Origin of the sequence: Agrobacterium sp. rho-8.1, assembly GCF_033957725.1 — a bacterium.
In the GTDB taxonomy this organism is placed as follows: Bacteria; Pseudomonadota; Alphaproteobacteria; order Rhizobiales; family Rhizobiaceae; genus Agrobacterium.
Map to the genome: position 1 here is coordinate 664,254 of NZ_CP192789.1, position 13,182 is coordinate 677,435.

A 13,182-nucleotide genomic window follows, 5' to 3' on the forward strand; every position below is an offset into this window, starting at 1 on the left:
CAAGCGACCAAAGCAGGTGCGCGCACCCTGCCAAAGCTGAGCCCTAGAGGGGTGGCCTGACGACCTCCGTGATGGAGTCCATCTGTTTTTAGCCATCAATAGCAAGGCTTGTCGTTTCGTCCCTTCGCGCATCACAGGCCTTCCAGTTTAGTGAAAACACTGTGTGGTCTGCGGAGCCGGATGCCTATAATGCGCAGGCAATAACCTTTATTGTGTTCGTCATCAGAAAGTTGATCTTAGCCCGAAAGGGTCAGGCATGAAGAGAGGACACCAGGGGCGGGGACTTTCTGTCGAGCGCCCGCATCTCTGCCGCCGCCGCTTTAATCATTCCGCGCAGCCATATGTGATCAGGTGAGCGATGCTTCCGATCATGCCAGAGCATGTAGAAATTCATTTGGCCGAGTTCAGCCGGAGCCTCAAGGACAGCGAAAGGGAATGTTTGAGCGACCTGTTCAGCGAAGTGGCGTCCTGTTGTAAACATCAGGTCTGATTGGGCTAGGACGTAAGGCGCGATGGCATATTCCGGCACTGTCGCCCGGATCTGCCGTTTCAGGCCGAGTTCTATGAGCCGACCGTCGATCGGGCTCAGATGGGCATGTCTGTCCGATGTGGGAGAAAGATGTCGTTCCCTAAGGTATTCTTCCAAGCTTATTCTAGTTTTACGCTTGGCAAAAGGATGGTTGGGTCTAACGAGGCAAACGATATCCGTCGTCAGAATGGGCGCTATGCGTAAATGCTCCGGCGGTCTTGGCCAGTTGCCTATCACCGCGTCGATCGTTCCATCGGAAAGGCCCGAAAGCATATTCTCATGCTCAGGCATCGGCGAGACATCAAGGCTACTATGTTGCGCCACACGCGCCACTGCGCCAATGAGCGGCGGAAGAAACACTGTTCCGAGGCAATTTGTAGCGACGATCCGAAAACTGCGCGTGGACGTCTGAGGGTTAAATCCAGCGCTGGTGACGAGATCGGTATCGATATGACCGAGCACTTTGTCCATTGCCTCTCTGAGCATGGTTCCCCTTTCGGTTGGAACCAGCGAGTTGCCGTCCCTGACCAGTAGGGGATCATCAAATATTTCGCGCAAGCGCTTCAAGGCTAAGCTTATTGTTGGTTGTGCCTGCCCAAGAATATCTGCCGTCTTGGAGACACTGCACTCCGTCAACAAAATAAGCAAAGTGCGCATCAAACGCACATCGAGTGAGCCTATAGCATGAGCTGTCATGTCTCTACTCCGGCGTTGGGTTGATTTCTACATAAAAAAGCAATTTTCATGCCATCATAAAATCAGCGCCCTCGATGAATTAGTGGCATAACTGTGCCGCATACATTGCCGCATTCACTGTTCAATAACGTGGTAGATAGTCCAAGCCGCTGTCGATCTTGGCAGGGCGGCCTTGCAGAAACAGTTCGCCGATGCGTGGTGCGGTGCGCGAAATGATCTTTCCACCTTTCACCACGAAGAGGCGAGAAGGCTTCAGGCGCAACGCCTCAGTGACGTCGGCAGCCTGAAGGACAATGAGGTCGGCCTTGCAGCCAACGTCAAGCCCGTAATCGTCGAGCCCCATGGTTCTGGCCGAGTTGACGGTAAGGGCCTCGAAAATCTTTTTCTTGTCATCGAGCCCGCCCATCTGCGCCACATGGATGGCCATGTGCCCGACCTCAAGCATATCGGCCGATCCCATCGAATACCATGGATCCATTGTACAATCCTGCCCGAAAGATACATTGATGCCAGCAGCCATCAATTCCCGCACCCGCGTCATGCCGCGACGCTTCGGGTAGGTATCGTGGCGGCCCTGCAGCATGATGTTGATCAACGGATTGGGGATCACGTTGATCTTGGCTTCCTCGATCATGGGAATGAGCTTGGAGACGTAATAATTGTCCATTGAATGCATGGAGGTGAGGTGCGAACCGGCAACGCGACCCTGCAACCCATGGCGGATGGTTTCCGCAGCCAGCGTCTCGATATGCCGCGACATCGGATCATCCGACTCGTCGCAATGGATATCGACAGCGAGACCCCGCTCGGCGGCAATGCGACAAAGCGCTTCCAGAGATCGCCGACCGTCATCCATCGTCCGTTCGAAGTGCGGGATGCCGCCGACGATGTCCAGACCCATGTCGAGGGCACGATTGAGGGATTCCACACCCTCCGCTGTCCGATAATATCCATCCTGCGGAAAGGCTACGAGTTGGAGTTGAATATAAGGTGCGACCCGCTCCCTCACCTCGATCAACGCTTCTGCCGTGACAAGACGTGGATCCGACGTATCCACATGGCTGCGGATGAAGAGGAGGCCTTGGGAGACGGCCAAGTCGCAATATCGCAGCGCGCGCTCGACAAGCGCCTCCTTCGTCAGCAATGGCCGCAGTTCGCCCCAGAGTGCAATGCCCTCCATAAGCGTTCCTGACACGTTCATGCGCGGCATGCCGAGCGAAAGCGTGGCATCCATGTGAAAATGCGGATCGCAAAAGGGCGGACTGACCAAGCGTCCGGTGGCATCAATTTCCTCATTGGCGGATGTGCCAAGATGCGTCTCTACGGCAACGATCTTTCCGCCGGATAGGCCAAGATCAAAACCCTGGCGTCCGTCGGGCAGGTTCGCATTGCGGATGATGATATCGAGCATGAAAGGCCTCTTGGGATCAGCGCTCGCCGCGCCGGTAAGGTTGCATAAGGGCCTGCGGAACCCTGGCACGCCGCGCCATGACCGCAAGGGCTGCGATGGAAAGTACGTAAGGGATCATCAGAAATAGTTGGTAGGGCATTATACCGCCCAAGGCCGTCTGCAGGCGAAGTTGGAAACCATCGAAAAAGGCGAAAAGCAGGGCGCCGAGCAGAGCGCGCCCCGGACGCCAAGAGGAAAAGACCACAAGTGCAATACAGATCCAACCGCGGCCCTGCACCATGGTGGGAAAGAAACTGTTGAACGCTGACAGTGTCAGGAAGGCGCCAGCCATGCCCATCAGGGCGCTGCCCGCCACGACCGCGCCGTAACGCACAGCCACGGGATTGATACCCTGTGCTTCTGCTGCATGCGGGTTCTCGCCAGTCATGCGGATGGCAAGCCCGAGCGGCGTGCGAAAAATGATATATCCCAAGATGATTGCGATCAGGATTGCGAGATAGGTCGGCGGGGTCTGTACGAAAAATGCGGGTCCGACAAATGGCAAATCGCTCAATCCGACTATCGCGACCGGCTGGAACGGCTCGATAGTCGGTGGCGTTCCGGCAACCGGCACCATCAGGCGAAAGACGTAGTAGCTGAAACTCGACGCAAACAAGGTGACGCCGAGGCCGGAGACATGCTGGGAAAGCCCTAAGGTGACCGTCAGAAGCGCATGTAACAAACCAAAGACGCCGCCAGCCAGCGCCGCGACCAGCATACCGGTCCACAGATCTGCACCATTATAAACCGAGAACCAACCGATCATCGCGCCAAAGGTCATGATACCTTCGATGCCGAGGTTCAGCACACCGGCCCGTTCGCACAGCAACGCCCCCAGCGTACCCAGGATCAGTGGGGTCGCGATGCGCAGAACGGCAGCCCATAGACCTGCTGAGGCCAAGATGTCGAATACCGCTGTCATCGGCGTATCCTGTACTGGGTGAAGAAGATGGCGACCAGCATGGTCAGGAGCGACAGCGCTACCGTTACGTCGGCGATATAGCTCGGAATGCCCATGCTACGGCTCATACCGTCGGCACCGACGAACATAATCGCCGTAAACAGCGCCGCCAGCACGACGCCCAGTGGGTTCAGATTGGCCAGCATGGCGACCACGATACCGGAATAGCCGTACCCTGGGGAAAGGTCCGTTGTGACATATCCCTTGACGCCCATTACTTCCACCGCCCCTGCAAGGCCCGCAAGGCCACCTGAAATGCAGGCAACAACGACCAGCGTCCGGCCAAGTGGCACACCAGCAAATATCGCGCCAGCGGGATTGAGGCCCGCTGCGCGTGACTGAATGCCAAAAACCGTGCGCGACTGCACGAAGTGCAAGATCAAAGCGAGTGCGATGGCAATGACGAGGCCCAGATGCAGGCGTGAGCGGGAAAGCAGCTTGGGCAGCATGGCAGCGTCAGCAACAGGTAGCGATTGCGGCCAGCCGAAAGCCGCCGGATCTTTCAGTGCCGTATCGATGAGCATCGAGACGAAAAGAACCGCAATGAAATTGAGGAGAAGTGTTGTCACCACCTCATCCACGGAGAAGCGCAGCCGCAACCAGAGTGGCACAAGCAACATGATCATGCCAGCGAGGGCGCCAACGGCCAAAAGCGCCGGGATCTGGATGAACGAGGGCAGATCGCCTAGAAAATGGGAGCTGGCCGCAGCAACCGCAATCGCACCAAGGTAAAGTTGTCCTTCCGCCCCGATATTCCAGAGACGTGCTCGGAAAGCCACTGCTGCCGCTAGACCTGTCAGCACCAACGGCGTGGCACGGGTTAGCGTTTCGGTAGCGGAAAGCCGGGAGCCAAATGCACCTTCAAGAATGCGCCAGTAGGCTTCGAGAACGGGCGCGCCTGCAATCGCGATAAGAATGCCCGATAACCCGAGAGCCGCAACGATTGCGATTAGCGGTGTTGCGATAACGAGAGCGTACGAGCGGTGTTCGCGCCTTTCAAACCGCATTGCAACTCTCCGCTGCCCATTCACCGGCCATCATCAATCCGAGTTTTCGCGCATCTGCTTCGTCAGCGGCAATAGGGGGTGAAAGTCTACCGCCCACGATTGCCTGAATGCGGTCGGCAAGTGCCATCACCTCGTCCAGATCCTCGGAGATAAGAAGCACGGCCGTGCCCGCGCGGCGTGCCTCTAAAAGCCGTTCATGTACTGCGGCAACGGCGCCTTCATCCAGGCCTCGAGCAGGCTGGGCAGCGAGCAAAATGCGTGGTCGGTTGATGAGGTTTCGGCCAAGGATGAGTTTCTGCATGTTGCCGCCTGAGAGGAGCCGGATGCGGCTTGCAGGCGTTCCACCGCGCACGTCGAACTGCGCGATGATGCGTCGGGCAAAATCCATGCCGGCCTTCTGGTTGACCAAACCGCGATGTGAAAAATCGGACAGCCGTTCCAGGATTGCGTTTTCCCAGATGGTCATCTCGCCGACTACCCCTTCCTTGTTTCGATCTTCGGGGATGCGACCGATCCCGGCGGCTACTACATCCGCCACAAGGAGCCGATCGACGGGAACGTCGAACAGCAACAGGTCGCCGGAAGTGCGGGGAATAGTGCCAGACAAAAGTTGTGCCAGCACGCTCTGGCCGTTGCCGGAAACGCCTATGATGCCGAGAATTTCACCGGCGCGAAGCCTAAAATCCACGGCCTTCAACGTGTCGACGCCCCCAGAACGGACTGTTACGGCGGCTGCTTCAAGAACAATTTTGCCCGGCGTCGCCGCTTCACGAACCGGTCGCGTCACAGTGCGACCAACCATAAGTTCCGCAAGTTCCGGTTTGCTTGTTTCCGACGCCTTTCGTTCGGCCACATGCCGCCCGCCACGCAAGACCACAATTCTGTCGGCCGTGGACATAACCTCATCCAGCTTGTGCGAAATGAAAATCAGCGAAAGGCCTTGGGCTGCCATATCCTTCAGTGTTTCAAACAGCTTTTCCGCCTCGATCTGCGTCAGTACTGCTGTCGGTTCGTCCAGAACCAAAATGCGCGCGTCGTTATAAAGCGCTTTTAGAATTTCTACCCGCTGCTGCTCGCCAACGGAAAGATTCCCGACACGTACATCAGGATCGACTTTGAGGCCGAATCGCTTCGAAATCGCCAAAAGCTTTTCACGGGCCTGTGTGCGACGCGAACGCAGGGACCACAGGCTTTCGGTACCTGTCGTTACATTCTCCAGAACGGTGAGGTTTGGTGCCAGAGAAAAATGCTGATGGACCATGCCGATCCCGGCACGGATTGCAGCGCGCGGTTTGCCGGGCGGCAACTCCTTTCCATCGATCATAACCTTGCCGGTGTCTGCAACATAATGGCCGAAAAGAATGTTCATCAACGTTGTTTTGCCCGCGCCATTTTCGCCCAGAAGCGCGACGATTTCGCCCTTGGTTAGCGACAGGGAAATATCATCATTGGCAATATTGGCGCCAAACCGCTTGCTGATGCCGATAATATCGAGAACGGGAACGCTCATGAGCGGAGTGCTGCTATTGGAAAGCGATGCTGGAAACGGTCTTCCTGCTCCAGTCTGGCCGCAAGCTTCAAAAGTAGCGCTTCCCCTCCCATTGGCGCGATGATTTGCACAGGCAGGGGCAACCCTGAGGCATCAGTGCCGGACGGCAGAGTGATCGCAGGGAATCCCGAAGCATTTGCCAGCGCTGCCAGCGGTGCAAATGCCGCCATTCGTTCGAAATGCAAATCGATGTCCCGATGATTGCTTGGGAACGACCCGATAGGCAGCGGCGGTGAAGCCAGCATAGGGCACAGTAGACAGTCGATATCGTCGAAGAGGCGCCACAGGTCGTAACTGACAGTGACCATGGAATTCAGGCTGCGCCAAAGATCAATGGCCGAGAGCGTGTAGCCCCGATCAATGACGGCCTGTGTAAGAGCTTCGGCTTTTGAGGCATCAAGGTTAAACCTCGAAACGTTATCGGCAAGATTTGCGCAGACAATGTCGACAAAGGCGCTACGGCTTGCAGTTGCCTGCTGTTCAATAGCCTGAAAAGCCATTGGGACAAGTTGATGTCCATCCGTTTCAAGCATCTTCGCGGCGTCCTCGATCACAGTCAACCGGTCAGCTTGCGTGGGATATTGAGAGCCGGTATCCGTCAGGATGCCGATGCGCAAACTCCGGCTTTCCGTTTGGGTTAGGTTTAACGGAGGGAAAGGGCCGCGCGCATTACTACTCAGCGCGGTAAATATGGTGTTGGCGTCTCTTACTGAGCGGCAAACTGCCAGTTCGCTGGCAATGCCGCCCAAATGATTTCCGAAAGACGGACCCGCTGGCATCGCGCCCCGGCTTGGTTTCAAACCGACCAGGCCACAGCAGGCAGCAGGAACCCGGATTGAACCTCCGGCATCCGTAGCATGTGCAATCGCAACAATGCCGCAAGCAACCGCTGCGGCTGCCCCGCCTGAGGAGCCGCCAGATGTTAAAGTAGCGTCCAGCGGGTTACGGCAGGTTGGACCAATTTCAGGTTCACTGGCTAGCGAAAGGCCAAATTCCGGGGTTGTTGTCAGGCCGAAAATACAAAGCCCTGAATCGCGAAAGCGCTCTGCGAGATCGGAGTCAGGGAGACCGCCTCGGCGCCGTATAAGCCTGGAGCCTGCGACGACCGGAAAGCCGGCAAAAGGACCGCCGAGATCTTTGCCCAGTGTCGGAACGCCTGCAAACGGCATTGCCAATCGGCGTGGCGCATTCAGCTCCAACGCGTCGATCGCACCTGCCGCCTTGAGCCCCAATTTCGCGTCTGAATATGCGACAGCACCGAATTCGGAGAAAACTTCGGAAGCCGTGATTGAGGCCTGCATAGCCTCGGTAGAGGTGAGGTTGCCGCAGGCAATCGCTTCGGCTAGAGCAGTTGCATCCATTTGCACGATGCGCCTATTTTGGCTCTTCCATCATTTTCGGAACTTCGAATGTACCTGCCTTGATCTTGGTCCGAATGGCTTCCATTGCCGTTTCGGCCTCGGTGGGAGCAGTATTTTTCACATAGACGATGTCGCTTCCACCTTCCTTCATAAGACCATAGGACGTGTAGGCGCGGCCTGTCGGTTTTCCCGCTGCGATATCTGCAAGAGCGGCGTTCAAGATAGGCCGGAAATTCCAGAGCGCATTTGCGAAAACCGTTTCAGGGTAACGTGGGGTATAATCGACAAGCGAGCCAACAGACTTTATTCCACGTTCTTTTGCGGCATCTGCTGTCCCTATGCGCTCACCGAAAAGCACGTCAGCGCCAGCATCGATTTGAGCGAGACCAGCTTCGCGAGCCTTCGGTGGATCGAAGAACGTTCCAATGAAAGCAACAAGATGCTTGGCATCCGGATTAACCGCTTTCACGCCAGCTCCGAACGCGTTTATGAGCATATTAACTTCAGGTATCGGCATGGCGCCAACGGAACCCACAATATTCGACTTGGTCATCTTGCCGGCCAACATCCCGGCAAGGTAGGCTCCTTCGAAGTTCCAGGTGCCGAATACGCCGAAATTGTCGCCAGCCTCCTTGCCGCTGGAGCCCATGACGAATGCGGTGTCCGGGTAATCGGCAGCCGCTTCGCGCGCCTGCTTCTCGACTGGGAATGTTTCTCCGATGATGAGCTTCGCGCCCTGTTCGGCATATTCACGCATTGCGCGTGGGTAATCGGTACCAGACACGCCTTCAGAGAAAACATACTCGATCACGCCCTCCTTGGCTGCATCCTGCAAAGCTCTGTGCAAGACCGAATTCCAGGCATTTTCCACAGGCGATCCATGTATGCCTGCAACTTTTACGATAGTTGCGGCGCGTGCCGCAGGGATGAAGGAAGAAGCACCGAGTGCAAGCCCTGATGCCAGAACTGTACGGCGAGATATCATCATTTTGTTATCCATTCATTGCATCCCCGATTTTTATCATTTGGTCGAAATTTAGGGTAAGCTTAAAATTGTGTCAAGATATCAATCTGACTAAAATATAGGCTATGCTGCCATCCTAACGAATATTGTTTTTTACGATGTCTTGGGCTCACGGGAAGAAGCCGGGTGAAGTCAATGATGTTGCTGACACTAACGCCAAGATTGGAAAGTCCCATTGGTTGTCGCGAGGACGACAATATAGGTTATTGCATTCGCGTTATATGCAGTCAGTCCCGAAAATCACACAGTGATGCCTCTTAAAACCCAAGCCTTAGGATGACCGCTGACATCACGTCATAGGGTGACCTGACGGTTTTGGAATATCGAGGCACTAGGAAATCGCAATCTTCGCACACCGTTTTATGAAATACAACTTAAACGATAATTATTGATTTTATCGATCCATTCACCGGTCGTCGCCGGAGATCGTAACGTCGTCCATTGCAAGTTGATGCTGACTTGAATCCATATCACCCTTAGGAGAATGATATTATGAGCGACACAAAGAAAACGGGAAAGGGCCTGACACGCCGCTCCATTCTGAAGACGGGTGCCGCTGCAGTCGGCGCTGCTGCAGGTATGGGGATCATTACTGGCTTTCCGACGATTTGGGCACAGAACCCGATCACGCTGAGACAGCTCGGGACCGGGACTTCCAATATCAATGCGATTGCTCAGAAGTGCAAAGAAGATCTAGGCATCACGCTTGAAATGACAGCGGTGGATTCGGACGCTGCTGCGCAGCGCACCGTGACCCAACCCAACTCTTACGACATTGCCGATATTGAATACTGGACCCTCAAGAAGGTCTATCCGGCTGGATTGATCCAGCCGATGGATATTAAGAGGCTGAAATATTACGATAAGATCGTGCCGCTTTTCAAAACCGGCAAGCTGACGGCAGACAGCGTCATTGCGCAGGGCACCGCGCCGCATACTGTAAGCTTTGTCGAAAAGCCCGGTGACAAGAGCTTTGCTAAGGGTGAAACTGGATGGTTCACCATGGTTCCGACCATCTACAATGCCGACACCCTCGGCATTCGTCCCGATCTGGTCGGCCGCGACATCACCAGTTGGGCTGACATTATGGACCCGGCCTTCAAAGGTAAAACTTCGATCCTCAATATTCCATCGATCGGTATCATGGATGCCGCAATGATCATGGAAGCCATGGGCAACATCAAATACGCCGACAAGGGCAACATGACCAAGGCGGAAATCGATGCAACCATCGAATTCCTGATAAAAGCCAAGCAATCTGGCCAGTTTAGGGCCTTCTGGAAGTCCTTCGACGAGTCGGTCAACCTCATGTCCTCCGGTGAGGTCATCATCCAATCCATGTGGTCGCCAGCCGTTGCCGCAGTCCGCTCAAAGGGTATCGCCTGCAAATACCAGCCACTGAAAGAAGGGTATCGCTCGTGGGGCGGCGGTCTCGGTCTAGCTTCACATCTGGCCGGTTCGCAATTGGACGCAGCCTATGAATACATCAACTGGTACACATCCGGTTGGGTCGGTGGCTATCTCAACCGACAGGGCTACTACTCTGCAGCGATGGATACAGCAAAGGAATTCATGACTGCCGACGAGTGGGGCTACTGGATCGAAGGTAAGCCTGCAATGGGTGACATCATGTCACCGGAAGGCAAAGTGATGGAGAAGGCCGGTGCGGTGCGCGATGGCGGATCCTTCTATGAGCGCATGGGCCATGTGGCCTGTTGGAATTCAGTCATGGATGAAGATCGCTACATGGTCCGTCGTTGGAACGAGTTCATCGCAGCGTAGCTTTTTCGGCGAAATCAACCGCACCTGTTTGCCGGAGGCTCCAACTTCTGAAAAAGTTGAGTCATCTTGAGCCAGACGACGAACAGGTTTTCGCCTTCAGTCCGCCAACGTGCCATTCGTATGCTGATTGTTTACGAAGCCGCATCTCAGAGGCCGCCTCAAAAAGAAGTGGGTGATTTCACCGGGTTATGATTCCTCCGGATTTGAAAAGATTCGGTAGAGACCGCAATGGCCTGTACTGAAATCACCCGTCGGCAATATGGCCGGCGAATGGGACGCCACGTAAGTGACATGACGGATCGGGAATGGGTGTTGGTTCGGCCTTTTCCGCTGATGCCGCGCCGCTTTGGCCGTCCTGGCACTATTGATCTGCGCGAGGTCGTCAACGCTCTGCTTTACACCGCCACGACCGGTTGCCCGTGGCACATGCTGCCGAAGGATTTCCGGCCCTGTTCAACTGTCTGACGTGAGACCCATCTTCCCTGCAGTTTTCAGGAGAGTCTGGGTTTTCAATCTGGCCTTATGCTGCCAGTTTTTCCATAGCCATTTTCATTGCGAATTCAGTGGGTGTGATAGTGCCAGTGAAGAGTGTGGCCTGTTTCGATTGTGGTCCTCATTCCATGCTGTGATTTCCGTCCTTGCCTGTGGCAGTGACGAGAACAATGTTTCGTTGAGGCATTCGTTGCGGAAGCTGCCGTTGAAGCTTTCGATGAATCCGTTCTGCATCGGCTTGCCAGGGGCGATGTAATGCCAGTCGACGTGAGTGCTTTGGCACCATTCGAGAATGGCCATGCTCGTCATCTCCGTGCCATTGTCAGAGACAACCGTTCGCGGCTTCCCTCGTCGGGCGATGACGGCATCAAGTTCCCGCGCAAGCCGCCGACCCGAAAGCGACGTGTCGGCGACCAGCGCCAGGCATTCGCGGGTGAAGGCCTCAACAACGGCAAGAACGCGAAAGCGACGGCGATCCGTGAAGGCGTCGCTAACGAAGTCCAGGCTCCAGCGCTCGTTGGGCCGCAACGGCCGTGCCAAAGGTCGCCGCGTTCCCAAAGCCCGCTTGCGCCCGCCGCGTTTGCGCACGGTCAGCTTTTCTTCCCGATAGAGCCGTCTGAGCTTCTTCAGGTTCATGACAATGCCCTGTCGATCCAGCATGACGTGAATGCGTCGCCTGACGGTGATTGCTCTGCAATCACCTGACGGCCAAGGGATAACCGAAACGGCGACGTTCGGATGCCACCAGCTTCATCGCCTCACGGATATCGGGCACTGTAACGTTAACCTGTCGGCGATTTGCGTGTGCGATCTTTCGGCATGACCCAAGCCGTTCGTGATCCCCTTTATCGCCGCCACCGGTTCCCAGCTGAAGTGATTGCTCATGCCGTCTGGCTTTATCTTCGTTTCCCGCTCAGCTTGCGGATGGTCGAAGACTTACTGGCGGCGCGCGGGATTATTGTCTCGCACCAGACAGTCCGTCTTTGGGCCGAAAAATTCGGGCGCCACTTTGCCAATGAAATCCGGCGGCGTTCAGCCGGAAAGCTCGGCGACACGTGGCACCTCGATGAAGTCGTCATCTCTATTGGCTGCAAGAAACACTGGCTGTGGCGGGCTGTCGATCAGGATGGCTTCGTTCTCGACGTGCTGGTGCAGAGCCGCCGCAATACCAAGGCCGCCAAACGTTTGATGCGAAAGCTCTTGAAAGGACAGGGCCATTCGCCGCGCGTCATGATCACTGACAAACTGCGATCCTACGGCGCTGCCAAGCAAGACATCATGCCCGGCGTCGATCATCGTTCACACAAAGGGCTTAATAACCGGGCGGAGAATTCCCATCAACCGACACGACGGCGAGAGTGGATCATGAAGGGCTTCAAGTCAGCCCGACATCTCCAGCGTTTCGTCTCCATTCATGACCCGGTCGCCAATCTCTTCCATATTCCACGCCACGATGTCCCGTCCCACCATCACCGCGAACTGAGAGCCGCGGCAATGCAAATGTGGAATAAGATCGCACGCCTGCAGGCAGCATAAGCGAGAGCGACGGCCGAGACCTTTGACCCGAGCCCTTTAACTTTACGATGCCGATAGGACTTCTCGGCGAGCGCATCGCGGATGCCGATACTTGCCAGTAGTTCCTGAGGGCGGGCCCAGACATTATTGGCTCGGGAGTGAGGCTTCGGCTCCAGTCGTTGCTCGAACAACCGGAAATTGACACCGTGATGGGCAAGGGCACATGCTGTGCTCAGTCCGATTGGGCCCGCGCCGATGATGATGACGTCTGTATCAAAATGGTCGCTCTTGAATGTTTTGCTCATTCTGTACCTTTCAACAAATCGGTTTGGGCGGTGGTCGAGGCCGCCTCTAAGCTTTGATCAATGATTTGGTTCAATTCCCGTAACACCGTCATGGCGCTCACGAGACGTTTACTGCCGATCCTTTCGAGGATCCTGCGATCGAGTGGAAGCACGGCCGCTTCAGCTTGGTTGAGGGCGGCTTGTCCAGCTGGCGTCAGTACGACAAGCTTGGCGCGCAAGTGATGCGGGTTGTTTTCGAACTGGACGAAACCCCGCTCAGCCAGAAGGTCGGCGACACGCTGAACTGCCTGCCGGGTCAATCCCATATTGCGGGCAATGTGTGCCACAGGCAGCGGCACTGACGAGTAACCAAGTGCGCCAAGGACCTGCCACCATGCTGTCGTAAGTCCTAATGGCTGGACGAGCGCATTTCCAGCAACCGAGATCCGCCCGTTAGTCTCGAAAACAGCTAGCACTACGGTTGAAACCCAATCAATCTATTGATTATATTATCTCTACATGATTCACTTTC

The 13,182-nt window shown here is 55.6% G+C and carries 11 protein-coding genes and 2 pseudogenes; 3 read left to right on the forward strand and 10 right to left on the reverse strand.

What is annotated here, in order from left to right; translation table 11 throughout:
• Window positions 1–250 precede the first annotated feature (250 nt).
• From RMR21_RS17905 to RMR21_RS17935, 7 genes are all read right to left on the reverse strand, one after another.
• On the reverse strand, window positions 251–1,225 hold the full coding sequence (locus RMR21_RS17905) for a LysR family transcriptional regulator (RefSeq protein ID WP_498670816.1): 975 nt from the start codon (window positions 1,223–1,225) through the stop codon (window positions 251–253).
• Between the two features lie 121 nt (window positions 1,226–1,346).
• Window positions 1,347–2,636 carry an amidohydrolase family protein gene (locus RMR21_RS17910; protein ID WP_498670817.1) on the reverse strand — a complete coding sequence of 430 codons (1,290 nt, stop codon included), beginning with the start codon at window positions 2,634–2,636 and terminating at the stop codon, window positions 1,347–1,349.
• 16 nt (window positions 2,637–2,652) lie between these two features.
• A complete protein-coding gene (locus tag RMR21_RS17915) occupies window positions 2,653–3,597 on the reverse strand; it encodes an ABC transporter permease (RefSeq protein ID WP_498670818.1) in 945 nt (314 codons plus the stop codon).
• On the reverse strand, window positions 3,594–4,643 hold the full coding sequence (locus RMR21_RS17920; RefSeq protein WP_498670819.1) for an ABC transporter permease: 1,050 nt from the start codon (window positions 4,641–4,643) through the stop codon (window positions 3,594–3,596). The genes RMR21_RS17915 and RMR21_RS17920 overlap by 4 nt, the downstream gene beginning before the upstream one ends.
• Entirely contained in the window at window positions 4,633–6,153 is a 1,521-nt protein-coding gene (locus RMR21_RS17925) for an ABC transporter ATP-binding protein (RefSeq protein ID WP_498670820.1), read from the reverse strand. Before RMR21_RS17925 ends, RMR21_RS17920 begins: the two co-directional genes overlap by 11 nt.
• A complete protein-coding gene (locus tag RMR21_RS17930; protein WP_498670821.1) occupies window positions 6,150–7,559 on the reverse strand; it encodes an amidase in 1,410 nt (469 codons plus the stop codon). Before RMR21_RS17930 ends, RMR21_RS17925 begins: the two co-directional genes overlap by 4 nt.
• Window positions 7,560–7,566: 7 nt before the next feature.
• Complete coding sequence (locus RMR21_RS17935) at window positions 7,567–8,541, reverse strand: BMP family protein (protein WP_498670822.1); 975 nt, start codon at window positions 8,539–8,541, stop codon at window positions 7,567–7,569.
• Between the two features lie 528 nt (window positions 8,542–9,069).
• Between RMR21_RS17935 and RMR21_RS17940 the strand changes: the two genes are divergently transcribed.
• Both RMR21_RS17940 and RMR21_RS17945 read left to right on the forward strand, forming a co-directional pair.
• Window positions 9,070–10,359, forward strand: a complete 1,290-nt coding sequence (locus RMR21_RS17940; protein WP_498670823.1) for an ABC transporter substrate-binding protein — start codon at window positions 9,070–9,072, stop codon at window positions 10,357–10,359.
• A gap of 228 nt (window positions 10,360–10,587) precedes the next feature.
• Window positions 10,588–10,821: pseudogene (locus tag RMR21_RS17945) on the forward strand (transposase); the annotation flags it as partial.
• Window positions 10,822–10,879: 58 nt separating this feature from the next.
• Here the strand turns inward: RMR21_RS17945 and RMR21_RS17950 are convergent.
• Window positions 10,880–11,617: pseudogene (locus tag RMR21_RS17950) on the reverse strand (IS3 family transposase); the annotation flags it as partial.
• Window positions 11,618–11,670: 53 nt separating this feature from the next.
• On the opposite strand from RMR21_RS17950, the gene RMR21_RS17955 reads away from it, so the two are divergent.
• On the forward strand, window positions 11,671–12,387 hold the full coding sequence (locus tag RMR21_RS17955; RefSeq protein WP_498670824.1) for an IS6 family transposase: 717 nt from the start codon (window positions 11,671–11,673) through the stop codon (window positions 12,385–12,387).
• Here the strand turns inward: RMR21_RS17955 and RMR21_RS17960 are convergent.
• Both RMR21_RS17960 and RMR21_RS17965 read right to left on the reverse strand, forming a co-directional pair.
• Complete coding sequence (locus RMR21_RS17960) at window positions 12,321–12,671, reverse strand: FAD-dependent oxidoreductase (RefSeq protein WP_498670825.1); 351 nt, start codon at window positions 12,669–12,671, stop codon at window positions 12,321–12,323. The two genes, RMR21_RS17955 and RMR21_RS17960, sit on opposite strands and share 67 nt — an antisense overlap.
• Window positions 12,668–13,126, reverse strand: coding sequence for a MarR family winged helix-turn-helix transcriptional regulator (locus tag RMR21_RS17965; RefSeq protein ID WP_498670826.1), 459 nt, complete (start codon window positions 13,124–13,126; stop codon window positions 12,668–12,670). Before RMR21_RS17965 ends, RMR21_RS17960 begins: the two co-directional genes overlap by 4 nt.
• Window positions 13,127–13,182 lie beyond the last annotated feature (56 nt).